This window comes from Gorillibacterium timonense, from assembly GCF_001457415.1.
Lineage (GTDB): Bacteria > Bacillota > Bacilli > Paenibacillales > NBRC-103111 > Gorillibacterium > Gorillibacterium timonense.
Map to the genome: position 1 here is coordinate 971420 of NZ_LN881724.1, position 18994 is coordinate 990413.

General features: G+C 54.8%; 17 protein-coding genes. 10 read left to right on the forward strand and 7 right to left on the reverse strand.

All coding sequences use genetic code 11. The features are described 5' to 3' along the window. Genes BN2684_RS16975 through BN2684_RS16990 form a run of 4 tightly spaced genes read right to left on the reverse strand, consistent with a single transcriptional unit; the run spans position 1 to position 5842 of the window. A complete protein-coding gene (locus BN2684_RS16975; RefSeq protein WP_058303323.1) occupies positions 1 to 2136 on the reverse strand; it encodes a hypothetical protein in 2136 nt (711 codons plus the stop codon). Between the two features lie 32 nt (positions 2137 to 2168). After that, the gene (locus tag BN2684_RS16980) at positions 2169 to 3347 is read right to left on the reverse strand and encodes an ABC transporter permease (RefSeq protein ID WP_058303324.1); all 1179 of its coding nucleotides are present in this window, start codon (positions 3345 to 3347) and stop codon (positions 2169 to 2171) included. Beyond that, positions 3344 to 4054, reverse strand: coding sequence for an ABC transporter ATP-binding protein (locus BN2684_RS16985; RefSeq protein ID WP_392389033.1), 711 nt, complete (start codon positions 4052 to 4054; stop codon positions 3344 to 3346). The genes BN2684_RS16980 and BN2684_RS16985 overlap by 4 nt, the downstream gene beginning before the upstream one ends. A 36-nt stretch (positions 4055 to 4090) precedes the next feature. Next, entirely contained in the window at positions 4091 to 5842 is a 1752-nt protein-coding gene (locus BN2684_RS16990; RefSeq protein ID WP_058303326.1) for an efflux RND transporter periplasmic adaptor subunit, read from the reverse strand. A 230-nt stretch (positions 5843 to 6072) separates the two neighbouring features. On the opposite strand from BN2684_RS16990, the gene BN2684_RS16995 reads away from it, so the two are divergent. From BN2684_RS16995 to BN2684_RS17010, 4 genes are all read left to right on the forward strand, one after another. Further along, complete coding sequence (locus BN2684_RS16995; protein ID WP_058303327.1) at positions 6073 to 6867, forward strand: SDR family oxidoreductase; 795 nt, start codon at positions 6073 to 6075, stop codon at positions 6865 to 6867. 202 nt (positions 6868 to 7069) lie between these two features. After that, positions 7070 to 8260 (forward strand): MFS transporter, encoded by a 1191-nt coding sequence (locus BN2684_RS17000; protein WP_234340265.1) that lies wholly within the window; start codon positions 7070 to 7072, stop codon positions 8258 to 8260. 126 nt (positions 8261 to 8386) lie between these two features. Continuing rightward, positions 8387 to 8611 (forward strand): hypothetical protein, encoded by a 225-nt coding sequence (locus BN2684_RS17005; protein WP_058303329.1) that lies wholly within the window; start codon positions 8387 to 8389, stop codon positions 8609 to 8611. 157 nt (positions 8612 to 8768) lie between these two features. Further along, on the forward strand, positions 8769 to 9731 hold the full coding sequence (locus tag BN2684_RS17010) for an alpha/beta fold hydrolase (RefSeq protein ID WP_058303330.1): 963 nt from the start codon (positions 8769 to 8771) through the stop codon (positions 9729 to 9731). A 123-nt stretch (positions 9732 to 9854) separates the two neighbouring features. Here BN2684_RS17010 and BN2684_RS17015 read toward each other — a convergent pair whose 3' ends face one another. After that, positions 9855 to 10901: a hypothetical protein gene (locus BN2684_RS17015; protein WP_058303331.1), complete on the reverse strand. Its 1047-nt coding sequence runs from the start codon at positions 10899 to 10901 to the stop codon at positions 9855 to 9857. Positions 10902 to 11080: 179 nt separating this feature from the next. Continuing rightward, on the reverse strand, positions 11081 to 11248 hold the full coding sequence (locus BN2684_RS17020) for a hypothetical protein (RefSeq protein WP_058303332.1): 168 nt from the start codon (positions 11246 to 11248) through the stop codon (positions 11081 to 11083). A 165-nt stretch (positions 11249 to 11413) separates the two neighbouring features. Here BN2684_RS17020 and BN2684_RS17025 point away from each other — a divergent pair, with 165 nt between their 5' ends. The 6 genes from BN2684_RS17025 to sufB all read left to right on the forward strand — a co-directional run bounded on the left by BN2684_RS17025 (position 11414) and on the right by sufB (position 17354). Further along, positions 11414 to 11986: a DUF1802 family protein gene (locus BN2684_RS17025; RefSeq protein WP_058303333.1), complete on the forward strand. Its 573-nt coding sequence runs from the start codon at positions 11414 to 11416 to the stop codon at positions 11984 to 11986. Positions 11987 to 12208: 222 nt separating this feature from the next. Continuing rightward, a complete protein-coding gene (gene sufC, locus BN2684_RS17030) occupies positions 12209 to 12982 on the forward strand; it encodes a Fe-S cluster assembly ATPase SufC (RefSeq protein WP_058304604.1) in 774 nt (257 codons plus the stop codon). 23 nt (positions 12983 to 13005) lie between these two features. Beyond that, entirely contained in the window at positions 13006 to 14304 is a 1299-nt protein-coding gene (gene sufD / locus BN2684_RS17035) for a Fe-S cluster assembly protein SufD (RefSeq protein WP_082652036.1), read from the forward strand. Further along, on the forward strand, positions 14301 to 15527 hold the full coding sequence (locus tag BN2684_RS17040; protein ID WP_058303335.1) for a cysteine desulfurase: 1227 nt from the start codon (positions 14301 to 14303) through the stop codon (positions 15525 to 15527). Before sufD ends, BN2684_RS17040 begins: the two co-directional genes overlap by 4 nt. Continuing rightward, positions 15514 to 15942 (forward strand): Fe-S cluster assembly sulfur transfer protein SufU, encoded by a 429-nt coding sequence (gene sufU, locus BN2684_RS17045; protein ID WP_058303336.1) that lies wholly within the window; start codon positions 15514 to 15516, stop codon positions 15940 to 15942. The genes BN2684_RS17040 and sufU overlap by 14 nt, the downstream gene beginning before the upstream one ends. A 14-nt stretch (positions 15943 to 15956) precedes the next feature. After that, the gene (sufB, locus tag BN2684_RS17050; RefSeq protein WP_058303337.1) at positions 15957 to 17354 is read left to right on the forward strand and encodes a Fe-S cluster assembly protein SufB; all 1398 of its coding nucleotides are present in this window, start codon (positions 15957 to 15959) and stop codon (positions 17352 to 17354) included. Between the two features lie 452 nt (positions 17355 to 17806). Here the strand turns inward: sufB and BN2684_RS17055 are convergent, their stop codons facing one another. Continuing rightward, entirely contained in the window at positions 17807 to 18862 is a 1056-nt protein-coding gene (locus BN2684_RS17055) for an HD-GYP domain-containing protein (protein ID WP_058303338.1), read from the reverse strand. Between the last annotated feature and the right edge of the window lie 132 nt (positions 18863 to 18994).

Genomic DNA, 18994 nt, shown 5'->3' on the forward strand with positions numbered 1-18994 from the left:
TTATTGCGAGGGCAATTCCAGCATCAAGCGCTTGACTGTTCCGTTAGGTGTGGGAATGGTCTCGTAGATTTGCAGGGCGTTCCATCCGATTTGTCCGCTCGTGACTCCGCTGAATTTCAATGTAATCTGGCCATCCTTCAGCTTCGAGGTGCCGGATAAGGAGTAACTGACTGCACCGAGGGATATCCCCGTCTTCCTGTCGATCAGATCAAACTCGATGCCGGTAAAGCTCTGCTCCACAGTCACATTATCCACGCGAGAGGAACTGACGTCGATCCTCACTTGGCCGGTATAGGTGCCGGAGCTCGTATCGTAGCTCCAATTCAGACCGTACTTTGATAAAACATTCAGCTCATAGGGATAGAAGCTCATGGTGTACGGAAGCGAGCTGTCCATCGAATCGGACTGAAGCTTAACTTTGAAGGAGCCGAAGGAGCTTTTATCGCCGGACGTGCTGGAGCTGGAGCCGTCATAGACGTTCAGAGCGAAATCCGTTCCTTCCTCGCTGTCAGGCAGGATGTAGGAATACGCGGTCAAGTAGCTCGTTCCGGGCAAAATCGTCTGGACGGTCCCGCTTTGACGCGTACCGGGATAAACGCCGTTTTTGGTAATCAGCTCGTTTGCGAATGCCGGAAGAGCGATCGGCGCGGAACCGGTATTGGTCAGTCGGTATTTGCCGACTGCCGTCCGATACCCCGTATCCGGATTGGTGTATTCCTTCAGCTCGAGCAGGGACGCTTTCAGGCCGCTCGGAAGCGCTGCATCATCCAGCTTGAGAACGGAGCCAAGCGAATAGGCTTTTGCCGCCGTCAGCGCATCCTTCGGTTCGGATGCTGTGTCAAGGGCAATGATCGCAGCCGGCAGAGCAACCGCGGCGGCGGTGCTGGAACCGGTTGCGGCAGCGGCGCTTGTCTTGGCAGCTTTGTTCTCCATCAGAACGAGCCGGGCATCGCTGGGACGAACATCAGCCGGCAGAGTCGCAGTAAACGTGTAGGTGGAGGAGCTGCCGGCCGTCAAATAGGCGGGATGGCTCCCTGTATCGGGGGCTGCTTCGGTGGCGCCTAACCCTTGATACTGATAGCTGGCACTGAGTGTGGGGACGGTTACCGGAGTGTTCCCTGTATTCCGGACTTCCACCGTGCTGACAAATTGAACGCCAACGGATAAGGCAGAGAGGGTTGTTTTCTTGACCGTGAAGACAAGAGGCGATACAGCTGCGGACGCGAGATACGGCTGAGCTTCCCCGATCGCGCCAACGGATTCCGCATCCGCTAACAAAACCGAGCCAAGAATCAGCGGGATTCCCTGAGAGTTCGCATAGAACTGAAGGTTCAGACCCTTTGCCGTGAGAACGGTTGAAGGGATCGGTGCGCGCATCGTTACTTTGCGGACTTCTCCCGGTTGAAGATTCCGATCGTTTCCAGAAACAACCTCGGCATCATAAGACAGCCCGGAGCTGCTGCCTGCAGTTTGAATCCGGTAAGCGAGCGAGGAGGGAAGAGCGATCTGGGCTTGACTCTTATTGGTCAGCCAAAGATCGGCATACAAATACACTTGGTCGTCCTGGACCATTCGGTAGGTTCGGGCCGTCTTCCATTGGACGCTCAGCTGATCGGATAGACTGGAATCGGCTTGAGAGAGAGCAAGAGAACGAAGGCTTGTGACCGAAGTGACCGCTTTGGCCGCATTCACTTGGCCGATATCCGTCATGTACTTGCCGCTGCCGGAGTTCCATTTGAAGACGACGATGGAGAATTCGGTCAGCTTGCTTCCGGCGGGAACGGTAGCGGCATACCGGGAGGAAGCCATCTTCCCAGCTTCCAGCTTGCCGGTCTGTTTGGTCAGCAGCTTCGCTGCCAGCGATCCGCTCCCCGACCGCACGACGCGCACGCCGTAATCGTTCATGCGTACGGCGCTCTTCCCGCCGTTGGTCACCTTGAGCTGAAACTGTAAGGTGACCGTGCTTGCATCCGCCGAGAGAACGGCATCGTCAACCGAGAAGGTGACGCTGCCATCTCGAATAGCGGTTCCTGCCGCTTCGGATATCGGGATCGATAGCAGCGGGCTTCCGATGAGCGTAAGGCAGAGAAAGAGAATGAAGCAGGATGATAACCTGCGGGACAAACGATTGGTCAAGGGATAACCTCCTTAAGGGTCAGTCCAGTGGATTATTCCGTGCGAAGCGCATCGATCGGCTTCAGCCGCGAAGCTTTGTTGGCGGGATACAGCCCGAAGATCACGCCTACCAGCACCGAAAAGGCGAAGGCATACAGCCCGATATCGAGCGACAGACTGGTCGACTGTTCGGGGTTGAACAAAGGCCAAACCAGCGAGAGGACGATGCCGACGATAAGCCCGATCAATCCTCCGAGTCCGCTGATAACACCCGCCTCTACCAGGAACTGAAACAGAATATTGTGGCGCTTCGCTCCGATGGATTTGCGGATGCCAATCTCTCGCGTCCGTTCGGATACGGTCACCAGCATGATGTTCATGATTCCGATTCCGCCGACTAATAGAGAGATGCAGGCAATGCTGACGAGCTGCCGGGTCAGCGTGCTGGAGGCGGCGACGCGTGCCGTCAGCAGTTGGTCCGAGTTCATGACCCGGTAGCCGGTTGAGCTTTTGAATTTGTAGGTCAAGTATTGCTCGATGGTTTCTTGGGCTTTCGTGACGTCTTCCTTGGAGGCCGCTTCAATATACGTGGTGCGGATATTGCCGAGCTTGAAGTCGCGGCGGGCCGTCTCAAGCGGAACGAACACCGTGCTGTCCGCCGATGTGCCGCTGATATTCGACCCTTGCGCCTTCAGTTTTCCGATCACCGTGTAATTGAACCCGTCGATGTTCATGACCTCCCCGACCGGATCAGAGGTGCCGAAGAACTTCTCCGCTACCTCGGAGCCGAGAACCACGACATGATTGCGAAAATCAAGATCCGCAGGAGAGAGAAAGCGGCCCTTATCCACCTGCGTCTTCACGATATTCAGATAGCGGTCATTGGTCCCGATGAGGGAGTAGGATTCCTTGGTGCGATCGTACTTGAGGTTGGCCCCCGATTGGGTGACAGTGGGGGCGATCGTCGCGAATTCGGGAAACTGCTCGATATCCATCAGCTCCGAATAATCCAGCTGCTGAGCGCGGCCGTTGCCCATGACGTTGACGACAAGCAGGTTGGTGCCGAGGCTTTCATACTGCTTCTCAATGGCTTCCGAAGTCCCCCGACCAAGGGAGACCAGGGTTAATACCGAGCTGACCCCGATCACGACGCCGAGCATCGTCAAGAACGTCCGCATCGGATTTCCGATGATGGTCCGAAATGCCATGACGATCAGTTCCCAAGCCTTCATGAAACCACCTCCCCGACAGCGGACGGTACCGGAGCCTGCCGTTCATCGCCTATGATCTCTCCGTCATGTAGAGAAATCGTTCTTCGCGCGGTCTTGGCAATTCCGGGATCATGGGTGATCATGACGATGGTATTGCCTCGGTCGTTCAGCTCCCAGATCAAGTCAAGTACCTCATGCCCGGTCCGAGAATCGAGCGCTCCGGTCGGCTCATCCGCCAGGATGAGCGAAGGGGAGACGGCGAGCGCTCTTGCGATGGCAACCCGCTGCTGCTGCCCGCCGGACAACTGGCTCGGCTTATGCTGGATATGTCTTTGCATCCCGAGGGAGGCGAGCAGGGAAGCGGCTCGCTCCTTGCGCGTCTTCTTGTCCATTCCGGAGTAGATGAGCGGCAGTTCCACATTTTCCAGCGCAGTCAAACGGGGCAGAAGATTAAATTGTTGAAAAATAAAGCCGATTTTGCGATTTCTTAGCTCGGCAAGGCGGTTGTCCGTCAGGGACTCGGTATCGACTCCGTCCAAAATGTACGTTCCTGAAGTGGGGGCATCGAGAAGGCCGATGGTATTCATCAAAGTCGATTTTCCCGAGCCGCTCGGTCCCACGATCGCGACGAAATCGCCCTGCTCCACTTGCAGCGAAACGGATCTGAGGACGTTCAGTTCTTCTTCACCCTGATAATAGGTCTTGCAAATCTGATTCAGCTCAATGATGGCCAACGCTTCCGCACTCCTTTCCACAGCCTCCGCTCAATTGCCTCCACGGGTGCCGCTGCCACCGCCGGACCCTCCGCCTCCGCTGAATCCTCCGCCGTTCGTTCCGCTACCGGTGCCTGCGCCTCCGGTAAAGCCCCCGCCGTTCATTCCGCCTCCTCCGAAGCCGCCAGTGTTGCCGCCTTGACCGGCTCCATTCTGGAACATCTGCCGCATCTGACTGATCTGCTGCTCGGTCAACTGAGTGGATTTTTCGGCGGTTGGGACCACGACGGTATCTCCTTCGGACAAGCCGTCTGTAATCTCCACGCTCGTCTCGCTGCGAATGCCTACCGTCACTTCGTGCTGCTCCTCCAGCGATCCGTCGGCGTTCTTCAAGGTGACGTACCGTTTTCCGCGGAAGGATTGCAGGGCATTGCTGGGAAGAACCAAAATGTCTTTTTTCTCCTGAATGAGGATCTCAGCCGTCGCCGTCATTCCGCTCTTCAGTTGTCCGTCTCCCGGATTGGTCACATCGAGGACGACATCATAGGAGGTGACGCCGTTGGTAGTCGTGCCTACGCTGGAGATTTGGCTGACGGTTCCTTCCAGCGACAAGGTGGGCAGAGCATCCACGGTGACCGACACCTTCTGCTCCAGCTTGATGTCGGGAAGATCGAGCTCATCCACCTGAATGGCTAGCTGCATGACCGCAGGGCTGGATACAGCGCCGAGCTGCGTGTTGGCTGCGATCTGAGCGCCTACGGGATAGTTGGCGAGAACATTCGCTTTACTGTCCGCAAAATCCGTGGAGAACACTCCGTCGAACGGAGCGGTTACCGTAAGCGTCGCTACCTTCTTGCGGTTGTTCTCGACGAGAAGCTTCTGCCGTTCGACCGAGGATTCCTTGGCCGCGATGTCATCGGGGAGCGAATCGTTCGCCAGCACGGCGATCACGTCGCCCGCCTTTACAACTCCACCCGATTTCACGTTCAGCTCGCTGATGGTCCCCCCGGCTTCGCTCATGACCGGGACCACGGAGAGGTAATCGAGCGTTCCTTTCCCTGTCGAAGCTCGGACGGTCCCTCCGCGTTCGACGGACGCGGTTACATTCAATCCGGCGGAGAGTGAGCCGTCGTTGGGAACCCGAATCGTTACCTGTACGATCCGGTTGCCGGCAGCGTCGGCGTACAGGGTAGAGTCGATCTTCGTGATCGTTCCCGGCTTGGTCAGCGCGAAGTTCTCAACGGCTACCTCGACGGAGTCTCCCTTGCGCAGATCGGCAGCTTCCTCCGCCGCAAAAGGCACGGTAGCGGTGAAGACCGAATTGTCCGCAAGCGTCCCGATTTTGGAGGAAGCATTGAGATTCGAGCCGAGGTCGACATTGCCGGCCAAGGTCAGCAATCCGGCTGCTGAAGCCGTCACCTGAAGATGCCCGGCTTGCGCTTTCAGCTTCGTCAGCTCCTTCTCCATTTGGGTAAGGGACTCTTCACTTTCCTTAAGAGACAAAGATAAGGAGGGATCGGAGAGAACGAACAAGACAGCCCCCTTCTTCACCTCCTTGCCTTTTTCCAGGTTCATGGTCTGGACGGTGCCGTCCGCCGGTGCGCTGATCGTCTGCACATTTTTTGCTGCCAGCTGGGAGGTCCCCGATACCGTGAAACGGATCGCGCCCTTCTGAACCTGAACCGTACTTTCTGTAGACTCGTCTGCTCCTTTAGCCGCAGGGGTTTTCCAATACAGGATGCTCCCCGTCGCCACGAGTACAAGCACGAGCGTTAATGCCAACCATTTGTAACCGCGCCGCATGAATCGCTTCTCCTCTCGTAATCCATAAAATCTTCCTTTTCACTGTAGAAGCCGGATATGAAAGCCAAATGAGAGCGGGCTTAAGCCAAGCTTAAAAGAAGATAAAATTTGCGGAAGCGGCGGAGGGCTGCCGGTTTGCTGCCGGACGGGCGTGGTTACACTGAAGGTGACGACCTATTCTGCGGCTATCGCAGGCGCAGACCTGGGTCGAATTGGAAGGAGCGAACAGCATGGACAGCAATCGGAGAATGGAAGGCAAGGTTGCCGTGGTGACGGGCGGCGGCTCCGGGATCGGCCGTGCGGCTGCGGTAAGGCTTGCGCAGCATGGGGCGAGGGTCTGTATCCTGGACCTCGGGGAAAAGAGAGCGGCCGAAGCGGAGGAGGAAATCCGTGCGGCGGGAGGAGACGCTTTTGTGGTGGATGTGGATGTTTCCGACCCGGCACGCGTGGAGGGAGGGATTGGAGAGGCGGTGAAGCGCTATGGCCGCTTGGACTTCGTCTTTGCCAATGCCGGAATTAACGGCAAGCTGGCTCCGATCGAGGACTTAAGCCCGGATGACTGGGACAATACGATCACGACGAACTTGAAAGGGACGTTTCTAGCGGTGAAGTATGCGATTCCCCATTTGAGGCAAGAGGGCGGAAGCATCACCATCACCAGCTCCATCAACGGGAATCGTACCTTCTCCATGTTCGGCGCGTCCGCATACAGCACGAGCAAGGCGGGACAGGTCGCGTTCATGCAGATGGCGGCGCTGGAGCTGGCCCGCTACAAAATTCGGGTGAACGCGATCTGTCCCGGAGCCATTGCCACGAATATCGATCAGACCACCTCGAAGGACCCGATGCTCAAAAAAATTGAAATTCCGGTTCATTACCCGGAAGGGGCTCAGCCGCTTGAGCGGGGGCCGGGCTCCGCGGAGCAGGTGGCGGATCTGGTCCTGTTTTTGGCTTCGGATGAATCGTCCCATATTACCGGAACGGCGATCTATATCGATGGTGCCGAATCGCTTTTGCACGGATAAATCAAGGAAAAGGTAACCGTTTTCGCGGCTTTTGCGGAAACGGTTTCTTTTCATTCCATCTCCACTTATTTTCATCTCGATCACGTATAGGCTCTGTGCTATCATAGAGGCAATCCATATGAAGGAGTAGAGCGTCATAATCCCGATCGAATCCAAGCTCAAGCTACCCCTCTCCAAGAAAGAATCGGAGAATCGCCGCAATTTGCACATTCTGACCTTGGAAGGAATTCCTGCGATCATCTTTCAGACGCTGCTGGGGGGACAGTTTCTCACCGGCTACCTGATGTACCTGGGGGCGACATCCAGTCAGATCGGGTTGGTGCTGGCCATCCCGACGCTCGCCAATGTCTTGCAAATCCCGTTTGCTTCGTTCAGCCACAAGCTGCATCGCAAGTGGGGATTTGTCACGCTCGCTTCCCTGCACCGCATCTGCTGGGCGGCAACCGGACTCATCCCGTTTCTATTTCCGCAAGAGCTATGGTTAGCCGTCTATATCCCGCTTTATTCGCTTGCGTTTATTGCCAATGCGACATCCGCGATGATGTGGACTTCCCTTGTTGGCGATATGGTTCTTCCTCAGGTTCGGGCGAGGTATATGGGCTTCCGCAACATGGTCTTGAATGCCCTCGGAAGCTTGACGCTGTTTGCCGGCGGACAGATCCTTGACCGTTATCCCGGCGGGCAAGGATACCACATCCTTTTTGCGATCATCGGGATCATGGCGGTGATTAACATCTTCATGTTCACTACGTACCCCAACCTCCCCCTTGAGCAGTCGGCGGAGCGGGGGCTGAAGTCGATGGTGAAGCTGCCGCTCAAGGATCGTTCCTTCATGAAAGCTACGCTGTTCCTGAGCTTATGGGTCCTCCTGCAGGGGATTGTGGTACCGCTTTATTCCTTCATCATGCTCAACTATTTGAAGCTGTCGCAAGGGCAAGTATCGGTTATGACGATTTTGCAAACGCTGTCTATGGTCGTCAGCTTCTATGCTTGGGGACGATGGAATATGCGCCATTCGAATAAAACGCTTCTGTTCTGGACTTTGCCGATCATTGCGGCGAGCTGCTTAAGCTGGGGGCTGCTGGCGATTCTTCCGACGATGCTCGTGCTCGGAGTCGTGCATATTCTGATCGGCTTCGGTACTGGTGGCTATGGGCAGCTTGTCTTTAATTTCATCATCGGCGATACCCCGAAGAGCGAACGTCCGATGTTCATTGCAGTGTATTCCGCGATCACGGGAGTTACCGGCTTCATCGGTCCCATCCTGGGAGGATGGATCTTGAAGCAATTGGAGGGAAGTCCCTTCTGGCTGCAATCCTATGGAGTCGCTGTAGCTGCCGGAGCCATTCTCCTCGCGCTGACAATTACGCTCGCCCGGAAAGCCTTGCGCTAGTCCGCCTTCCACTCCAACACGATTAGAGCTGATAGCGTACGAGTTTCTCAAACTTCCCATTTCATGGTTCGATCCAGATCAGAACGGGTAATGAACAGCGAACCTGATACAAGGGCGGGAGATGACTTGAACAAGAAAGACGCCAATCTGCCGGAGTACGAGAAGCTGAGTTCACCCGAGAAATCCGTCTACGACGTGATGAGGAGCGGACAGGTTGCCGACTACAGCATTGCCCGGATCGCAGAGATCACCCATCTGAGTGAAATGCATGTGAAGGTAGCCATGCAGCTGCTCTATCTTCGCAAAATGACCGACTTTAATCCCATGGACCCACAGACAAAAGGAATCTGAGCCCTACGTGAACAAGCAAGCAGGCGGTGCGTAACGAACCGCTAGCTTGCTTTTTTTGCGAGAAGAGAAGTTTCTCCTCGAAGCTTGGCAGAATCGGCGGATTTCGCTACACTGGAACGGACAACTTTTACTCATACGGAAAAGAGGATGACCATCCATGCCGCTCATCGATATGCCGCTCGACCAATTAAAGACGTATCCAGGAATCAGTCCGCGCCCGGATGATTTTGATGCTTACTGGGAGAAAGCCCTTCAGGAGATGAGGGACACCGATCCCGCGTTAGAACTCGTTCCCTCCAAGTTCCAGGTTCCATTTGCCGAATGCTTCGACCTGTATTTCACCGGCGTTCACGGAGCCCGGATTCATGCGAAATATGTTCGTCCTCGCCATGTCCAGGAGCCGCACCCGGCTGTGATTCAATTTCACGGCTATTCCGGCCATTCCGGAGATTGGACCGACAAGCTGGGGCTTGCCGCACTCGGCTTCAGCGTGATCTCCATGGACGCGCGCGGTCAGGGTGGTAAATCCGAGGATACAGGCGGTGTAAAAGGCAATACGCTAAATGGACACATCATTCGCGGTCTGGATAGCGAAGATCCTCAACACTTGTTGTTCCGCCACATCTTCCTCGATACGGCTCAACTGGCGGGGATCGTCATGGGGCTTCCAGAGGTTGACGAAACCCGGGTTGCAGCGACTGGCTGGTCCCAAGGCGGCGCACTGACCATCGCCTGCGCGGCACTTGAGCCGAGGATTTGGAAGGCCGCTCCGGTTTACCCGTTCCTGAGCGATTACCGTCGTGTTTGGGAGATGGATCTGGCAAAGGATGCTTATGACGAGCTGCGCACGTATTTCCGCTTGTTCGACCCCCAGCATGAGCGGGAAGAGAGCATGTTCCATAAGCTCGGTTATATCGATATTCAGAATCTGGCGAATCGCATCCGCGCCGAGGTGTTGATGGGAATCGGCCTGATGGACACCATTTGTCCGCCTTCTACCCAGATGGCTGCTTATAACAAGATCGTGTCGACCAAGCGTTTGGAGGTATTCCCTGACTTCGGGCACGAAGGCTTGCCTGGGCTGCATGACAAGATCGTAGGTTTCTTGCTGGCCGAATAAGAGAAGCTGATCAACCCTACTGAATTCGTGTCTTATCCACCGCAACAAAAGGGGCATTCCCGGCAGAACACTGTCTGCTGATGGAATGCCCCTTTTTTGTATGGTAGAGATCTTGTTAGGTCATTACGGAGAAAGGAAGGAGGTGCCGAACTGCTCCTGCAGCTCCGTCAGGCTGATCGTTTCTTCCTTTTTGGGAATGACGACCTCCGCCTTGGTTTTGTTGATATTGGTGGCGTTAAAGCTCAGATCAAATGCGGTGTTGGCTTTATCGCCGTTCTCTTCTGTCGAGGTAAAGTCAAATTTATCGCGCAGATAGGAGAGATAGCCGGAACCGTCCAAGCCGAATTGTGCGATCGCTTCATTTACGGTCAACTGTTTTTTCAGTTCATCGGTCGTAAAGCCGTCCAGAGATTTCTGGTAGTTTTCCAGCGTGTCCGCTTGAACTCCGGTCATCTCTTGGTACTCCGGCTTGTTCAGAACCGTGATGATATCTGGAATCAGGTTCTTAACCACCTTCTCTACAAGTAACGGGAAGCTGTCGTTTGTGATGCTGTATTCGATCACCTGCTTCACATGATCCGGAACATCCGCGCTTGATTTCTTGCGGCTCACCTTCACGAGCTGGTCATCTTCTTTGAAATGCTTCGCGAAGACATCTCCGAGTTCCTTGCTCAGCTGCTTTTCCTTATCCGGGTCGAGATCCGGTTTCGATTGAGCCGCTTCTGCGGACAGCTTCTCGATGTCTTCTTTCGTCAAATGGACGTACTTGCCTGTTATTTCTTCCGGAAGGGGGAGCATCGGGATTTGCGGGATCTTCACATAGATGTTCTCGTTATCCACGACGACCGGGATGGCCAGGGAGAATGACATGTCGCCTTTCAGATTCAGCTCCAGGTTCACGGAAGCCTTTTTGGCCTTCTTGTACTGAACGCCGGAGAACTTCACTTCTACATTGCTCAGCATCTGCATCACTTGCGTTTCTTCCGCCTCTGCGGCGCTCTTCGTGTCTAGTTGAAGAGCCAAGGCTCCTGAGTATTCGAACGAATCGGCTTCCGCTAATTTAGCGCTCCCTTGTTTAAGGCTCTCGTAAGCCGTCTTGTTTTGTCCGCAAGCGGTCATAGACAAGAGAAGAATCAATGCGAATAAGGGAATCAACCACTTCTTGACCATTCGCCCACTCCTTTTCCATAATCATACACTCTCGTTCTCCAAACCTAACATAGAAACGAGAAAAGGGAAAGGGCTTTTTGACTTATGGCAATAAGTGGTGAGAGGAAAAAAATAGAAAAAACAGGAGGGCGGCAAATGCCGCCCCTAGGCTGTCTAGCTCCACTGCCGATTGGCGTTGGTTACGACATGCTCCTGCGGTGCTCTACCAGGTCAATGGCTCCGAGGACGATATGCGCCGCTCCGAAGCCCAAGACTGCTGTACCAACCATCGGATACCTCGTGCGCAGTGCCGCGCCCGTTGCTGTGACAGCCGTGCCCAGGATTGCAGGGACTAATCCCTCGCGCATCGGATTTCACTCTCCATTCGTTGGTTTGGTCGAGCACCCTTATCTTCTCCCGTGAAGGCTTGGTTATGCATGATGAATTCGATGCGGTTCCATGCCTCACAAGTTTGCTATTGGCATTTGCGGGCTTTTATAATAGAAGGAAGGACATGACAGGGAGGAAGATCGATGACAACTTCTGCCGTCGCCCTCAAGGAGTGGGCGGTTACCATTCAAGCGTTGTCCGAAGGCAGGCAGATTCTTCTGATGCGCAAGGGAGGAATCGCCGAAGAGACGCGTGATTTTCGTTTGACAGAAAAGAGGTTTTACTTGTTTCCCAGCTATGAGCATCAGAAGGAAGCTCTTCTTAAAGACGAGTATAAGCCTATGCTCGGCGCGGTCATGGCCGGGTGGAAGCCGGAGGAGCGGACCGTTCAAATCGCTCACAGCGCCGAAGCGGTCGCCGATCTGGAGATTTCTAGCAGCGAAGAATTAGAGAGGCTAAGGAATCTTCATATCTGGACAGACTCGTTCGCGGACGAACGCTTACGTTGGAAACGAAGCCATCCTCTCCATATCCTATTGCTGCGGGTAAGGCGGTTGGATGAACCATTTTTGCTCCCTCTTCGCGAAGAATATGGGGGATGTAAATCCTGGGTAAATTTGGATGCATCGGACTGCAGCCTGCAATCTGGGGTTCCCGTTCTTGGCGACGAGGAGTTCGCTCGTGCCGTCCATGCTGTGCAAAAGGCGCTGGAATAGGTAAAACGATCCGTGGGGATAAGCGCATAAGCATCGGCATGAAAGGAAAGATCAATTGATTTTTGGCATCGCATGTAATAAAATTAGCACTGAGAATCATTGATAATCAATGAGAATCAATTGCGATAACTCATTTTGGCTGGCGGATTTTCCAGTTGGAATCCGTCCCTTGATTCATAGCTACAGGATATCTCGAAGGAGTGGATGACAGTGGCAGGAACGATGCATTTTCAAATTGAGGGTCTGAGAGCGAATGTCGAAAATAAAGAGATTTTGAAGGGATTTGACCTGACGATCAAAAATGGCGAAGTCCATGCGATCATGGGACCGAACGGAACGGGCAAGAGTACCTTGGCTTCCGTGCTGATGGGCCATCCCAAGTATGAAGTGACGGCGGGAGCGATCTCCCTGGACGGAGAAGACCTTCTGGAGATGTCCGTCGACGAGCGCGCACGTGCAGGACTCTTCCTTGGCATGCAGTATCCGAGCGAGATTCCGGGCGTGACGAATTCCGATTTCCTGCGCAGCGCCATCAATGCCCGTCGCGAGGAAGGCAATGAGATTTCGCTTATGAAGTTCATCCGCCAATTGGAAGCCAAGATGAAAGAGCTGGAGATGAATCCGCAGTTTGCGCACCGTTACCTGAATGAAGGATTCTCCGGCGGCGAAAAGAAACGCAACGAAATTTTGCAAATGCTGCTTTTGGAGCCGCGTCTGACGATTCTTGACGAAATCGACTCCGGTCTCGATATCGACGCTCTGCGCATCGTCGCGGACGGCGTCAACTCCATGCGCGGCGAAGACCGCAGCTTCCTGATCATCACCCACTATCAGCGCCTGCTGAATTACATCAAGCCAGATTTCGTTCACGTCATGATGCAAGGCCGCATCGTTCGTTCCGGCGGACCGGAGCTGGCGGAGCGACTGGAGAACGAAGGGTACGAATGGTTGAAGGAAGAGCTTGGCATTGTCGATGAGGTAGGTCAAGAAGCGTAAACGTCGAACAGGAGGAAATGGACATGACATCAAATACCTTGCTTCCTTTCGACCGTCAAGCGGTGGCAGACCGTTCCCGCAGCGCTGGAGAGCCGGAATGGCTCACCGAGTTGCGGCTGAAGGGCTTGGAGCTTGCGGGCGAGCTGGAGCTGCCCCAATTGGAGAAAACAAGGATTGACCGGTGGAATTGGGATTCCCTCGGTCTCGCTTCCGGCAGTGAAGCCGCTTCGGATGCGGCAAAGCCGGACCTGGCTGGATGGACTCCCTCTGATAAGCATGCCTCAAACGCGTTGGTTCAGCTCGGAGCGAAGGTCGTCTACCGCGAGCTTGCCGAGGAGCTAGTTGCACAAGGTGTCATCTTCACGGATTTGCAGACGGCGGCGAGTGAACATGCGGATCGGATTCGCCCGTATTTGATGAAGGCCGTTGCGGTGGATGAGCACCGGTTAACGGCTCTGCATTCAGCCCTATGGAACGGCGGCGTCTTCCTGTACGTTCCGAAGAACGTTAAGGTTGAGCTCCCGCTCTATGCCGCCTTTGTCAGCAACGGTACGGAAGTCCTCGCCCCCCATATCTTGATCGTAGCGGAAGAAGGCAGCTCGGTCTCCTATGTCGAGCAGTTCCGCAGCGAAGGAGCGGAAGCTTCGCAAGTCGTGCCTGCTTTCGCAGAGGTCTATGCGGCTGCCGGGGCGCAAGTGCGATTCGCCAGCATTCACAACCTGGGGTCATCGGTGATCGACGTCGCTTACCGGCGGGCCGTTCTCGAGAAGGATGCCCGGGTGGAATGGGTGATCGGAGAGCTGAACGCCGGCTACGGCATTTCTGATACGACCTCCTATCTGAACGGCAACGGTTCTTCGGCGGATGCCAAAGTGATCTGTGTCGGAGACGGCGAACAACGCCTCAATCTGACGACTCGGAACGTCCATGTGGGCCGGGCGACCGAATCGGATATGTCGACACGCGCCGTTATGAGAGAAGCGGCTACGGCCATCATCAACGGCATCACCAAGATCGAGAAAGGGGCGACCGGCGCGAACGGCCAGCAATCGGAGAAAGTGCTGATGCTGAGCTCGGCTGCTCGCGGCGACGCCAACCCGATCCTGCTGATCGACGAGGACGATGTTCAAGCCGGCCACGCCGCTAGCGTTGGGCAGGTCAACCCGGAGCAAATCTTCTATTTAATGTCGCGCGGACTCACTCGTGAGGAAGCGGAACGGCTGGTCATCTATGGCTTCCTGGCGCCGGTTGTCGCTGAAATTCCGCTGCCGGAGCTCGAGCAACAGCTCCGTGAGCTGGTGGAAAGGAAGTTGGGGCAATGAATGCAAGCGAGCTTCGTAAGCTGTTCCCGATCCTCGATCAAGAAATAAACGGTCACCCGCTCGTCTACCTGGACAGCGCGGCGACCTCTCAGAAGCCGATTCCCGTGCTGGAAGCGATGAAAGCTTATTACGAGCATGACAACGCCAACGTTCACCGGGGGGTCCATACCTTGGGGTCGCGGGCAACAGATGCTTACGAAGGCGCTCGGGAGAAGGTTGCCGCTTTTCTGAATGCGAGGCATACGGAAGAGATCATCTTTACCCGCGGGACGACGACGGCCATCAATCTGGTGGCTGCAAGCTACGCTCGCTCCGTCTGCCGGGAGGGCGATGAGATCGTCATCACGCCTCTGGAGCATCACAGCAACCTGATTCCTTGGCAGCAGGCCGCCAAAGCGACCGGTGCCACACTGAAATATATTCCGCTTCAACCGGACGGCACCATCCGGCTGGAGGATGTCGAAGCGACGATTACCCCGAACACCAAGATGGTCGCGGTCACCTACGTCTCCAACGTGATGGCCGCCATCAACCCGGTGAAGGAAATCGCCGCCATCGCTCACAAGAACGGAGCGAAGATTCTCGTAGACGGAGCTCAAAGCACTCCGCATATGAAGGTGGATGTACAGGAGCTCGATTGTGACTTCTATGCCTTCTCCGGGCATAAAATGTGCGCGCCGACCGGGATCGGATGTCTCTACGGGAAGAAGGAGCTTCTGGAACGGATGGAGCCCGTCGAGTTTGGCGGAGAGATGATTGACCATGTGGGCTTGTATGACTCCACGTGGAAGGAACTTCCGTGGCGTTTCGAAGGCGGAACGCCGATCATCGCCGGGGCGATCGGCCTCGGAGCGGCCATCGATTTCCTCAAGGACATCGGTATGGACGAGATCGAACGCCATGAGCATGCACTTGCGGGTTATGCGTATGACCGGCTCTCAGCCATCGACGGACTCGCCGTGTACGGTCCGCGCGAGGGCCGCAGCGGACTCATCACCTTTAATCTCGGAGACATTCATCCCCACGACGTAGCGACTGTGTTGGATGCGGAAGGGGTAGCGGTTCGTGCCGGTCACCACTGCTGCCAGCCGCTGATGAGATGGCTGGAGGTAACGGCGACGGCACGGGCCAGCTTTTACCTCTACAACACCGAAGAGGATGTTGACCGTCTTACAGCCGCATTAGTCAAGACAAAGGAGTACTTCGGCTATGGAATTGGATGATCTGTACCGCAGAGTCATTATGGACCATTATAAAAATCCCCGGAACCGCGGAACCTTTGAAGGAGACGCGGTGACGGTTAATCTGAATAATCCGTCCTGCGGAGACCGCATCACCCTTCAGATGAAGGTGGAGGACGGAGTGGTGAAGGACGCCAAATTTCAAGGTGAGGGCTGCTCCATCAGCCTGTCCTCTGCCTCGATGATGACGGATGCCGTCAAAGGCAAGTCGATGGAGGATGCCATGAAGATGGCGGAGAACTTCTCCTGCATGATGCGCGGTCAGGACGTCGATTTCGATTATGACGACTTGGAGGCTCTCTCGGGGGTCAATAAGTTCCCCGCCCGGATCAAATGTGCCACTCTCGCCTGGAATGCGATGCGCAAAGGATTGGAAAAACCGGAATCGAACGAATAAAGGAGGAAACCACGATGGCCAAGCAAATGCCCGAAATGGAAGAATACAAATACGGGTTCCGCGATGAGCACAAAGCCGTATTTCAGTCTGGCAAGGGGCTTACTCCGGAAATCGTGACGGAAATATCCCGAATGAAAGGCGAGCCGGACTGGATGCTGGAATTCCGGTTGAAATCTCTTGAGCATTTCTACCGGATGCCCTTGCCCAAGTGGGGCGGTAACTTGGATGATCTCGATTTCAACGACATCCAATATTACGTCAAGCCTGCCGAGAAGCAAGGGAAGACGTGGGAGGAAGTTCCTTCGGAAATCAAGGAAACCTTCGACAAGCTGGGCATCCCGGAAGCCGAGCAGAAATTCCTCGCCGGCGTCTCCGCTCAATACGAATCGGAAGTCGTCTATCACAGCATGCAGGAGGATCTGCAAAAGCAAGGCGTCATCTTCACGGATACGGATACGGCTCTCCGTGAGTATCCCGAGCTGTTCAAGAAGTACTTCGGCACGATCGTTCCTCCGACGGATAACAAATTTGCGGCTTTGAACAGCGCGGTTTGGTCAGGAGGCAGCTTCATTTACGTGCCGAAAGGCGTGAAATGCGATATTCCGCTGCAGGCCTATTTCCGGATCAACTCCGAGAACATGGGACAATTCGAACGGACGCTAATCGTCACCGATGAAGACAGCTTCGTTCACTATGTCGAAGGCTGCACGGCTCCGATCTATAGCACCAATTCGCTCCACAGCGCCGTCGTTGAGATCATCTGTCTCAAGAATTCCCGCGCGCGGTATACGACGATCCAGAACTGGGCGCCGAATATCTACAACCTCGTCACGAAGCGCGCCGTTGCCGAAGAAAACGCCACGATGGAATGGGTGGACGGCAACATCGGCTCGAAGCTGACGATGAAATATCCGGCAGTGGTCCTGAAAGGCCGCGGAGCCAAAGGCAGCGTGCTCTCCATCGCCGTTGCGGGCAAGGGCCAGCATCAGGATGCCGGTGCGAAGATGATCCATCTTGCGCCGGAGACGACGTCGACGATCGTATCAAAATCGATCAGCAAGCACGGAGGCAAGGTGACCTATCGCGGGTTGGCTTCCTTCGGCCGCAATTCGCAGGGCTCCAAAGCGAACATCAAATGCGATACGCTGATCATGGATAAGCAATCGACGTCCGATACCATCCCTTACAATGAGATCATGAACGACAATGTAACCCTCGAGCATGAAGCGACCGTATCCAAGGTATCCGAGGATCAGCTGTTCTACCTGATGAGCCGCGGCCTCACGGAAGCGGAAGCGACCCAGATGATCGTCATGGGCTTCATCGAGCCGTTCACCAAGGAGCTCCCGATGGAATACGCCGTCGAGATGAATCGTCTCATCAAATTCGAAATGGAAGGCAGCATCGGGTAACGTATATCTGTCACATGCAAATACGTGTCCGCAGCGATCTTGACACTCTTGTGTCTAAGGCGCTCGGGCACGTTTTTTTTGCTCTAGATTCGAGGAGATGACGGCGGGGGTGTACCGCTGCTTTCTTATGGATTATGGCCGGCTTTGCGCTGTAGATCGGCTTCATGCTCCTCGTCCCGTTCTTCATTTCCTGGGCAATGACTGTGCTAGTGTCGAGATGGACGAAGGCTGAGCAGGGTTGTGGACATGGCCTCTGGGTGCGCGGGTGGTGCGGAACAGATCTCTCCTTCCTTCGTTCTTGGCAGGGCTAATAATCAATCGAATCCGCACGAGTAATCCGCACGAGTCTCCTTGTGCGTGCTTGAAGTCGAAGCTCGTATCCACACCAGCCCCCTAAAGGCAAGAAAACCTTCCCGGAATGATCGGGAAGGTTTTCGTTATGTAAGCTGGATTTAGGCGGTGGCTTCTTCGACAAACCGGGAAATACTCACGAGGGGCATTTGGGCGAGATCCAGGAATTGATCGTCTACCTTAACCAAGGGCCGGAAAAAATCCGATGGATTCGTCATGACAATCGTTCCTGTCTCTCCGCTGGAGAGCACAACCGATTTTCCGATCAGATTGGGCAGCATATTTCGGATAAACACCTGGGTCATATGAGGATCAAGCTTGCCGAAGCTGAGAGAGTGAAGCTCACAGAGCACGTTCATCAAGTCCTTGCCTTTGCGGTAAGGAGTCGTCGAGATCATGGCGCTGTAGATGTCGGCGATCGCCACGACTTTGGAGGCGGGATGAATCTCCGAGCCGCGAATGCCGTGGGGATAGCCAGAGCCGTCCAGTCTCTCATGGTGCTGGAGGGCGGGAAGCGCCCAATCCGGATTGCCGATGGAATCAGCGATCATGCTGAAGCCATAGACGGTATGCTTCTTGATCGTCTCGAATTCTTCCAGAGTCAGCGGACCCGGCTTGCCGAGTATCTCTTTCGGAATCTTGGTTTTACCGATATCATGTAAATACCCGGCTGTACCGATCGAGCAGCATTCCGCTTCAGGCTTGCCGAGCCATTTGGCCAAATGATAGGAGATTAGCCCCACCTGAACACAGTGCCGATAGGCATAATCATCCTTCTGGTTCAGCACAAGCAGCATGGAAGCGACGTCGTGATTGCCCCGTACCGATTCCGCCATGCTTAAAAATCCACCCTCCGCCAAATCCGCATCAATAAGCCCCGTATCCTGGGCCGTATCATAAAGCGCTTTTGCAGAATGGACGGCAACCTGCATCGTTTCTCGCGTCTTCTGCGGATTGTAGGGAAGCGTTGTCTGCGGCGCAGTGGCGGCAGATTTTTTAGGGAGAACATCAACATACTCCAGTTGATGCTGCAGCAGTCTCGAAACTGCGTCACCATCCAGAATCGTGCCGGAAGATAGGACAAGCAAACCGTACCGGTTAAAGACGTCAGCAAGGATCACGTCTCCGGTTTCAACATCCATCACGTGGACTTTCAAATAAATCACCTATTTTCCAAGATATTCTCGTAGTCTTATCATAGCAAGCGTTCTCCCTCTTGGCAATTGGAATCGTAGGGGGCGAAAGCGGCGGAGGATAAGGTTTTACCGGCATTTTTGCCCTTTTCTCCG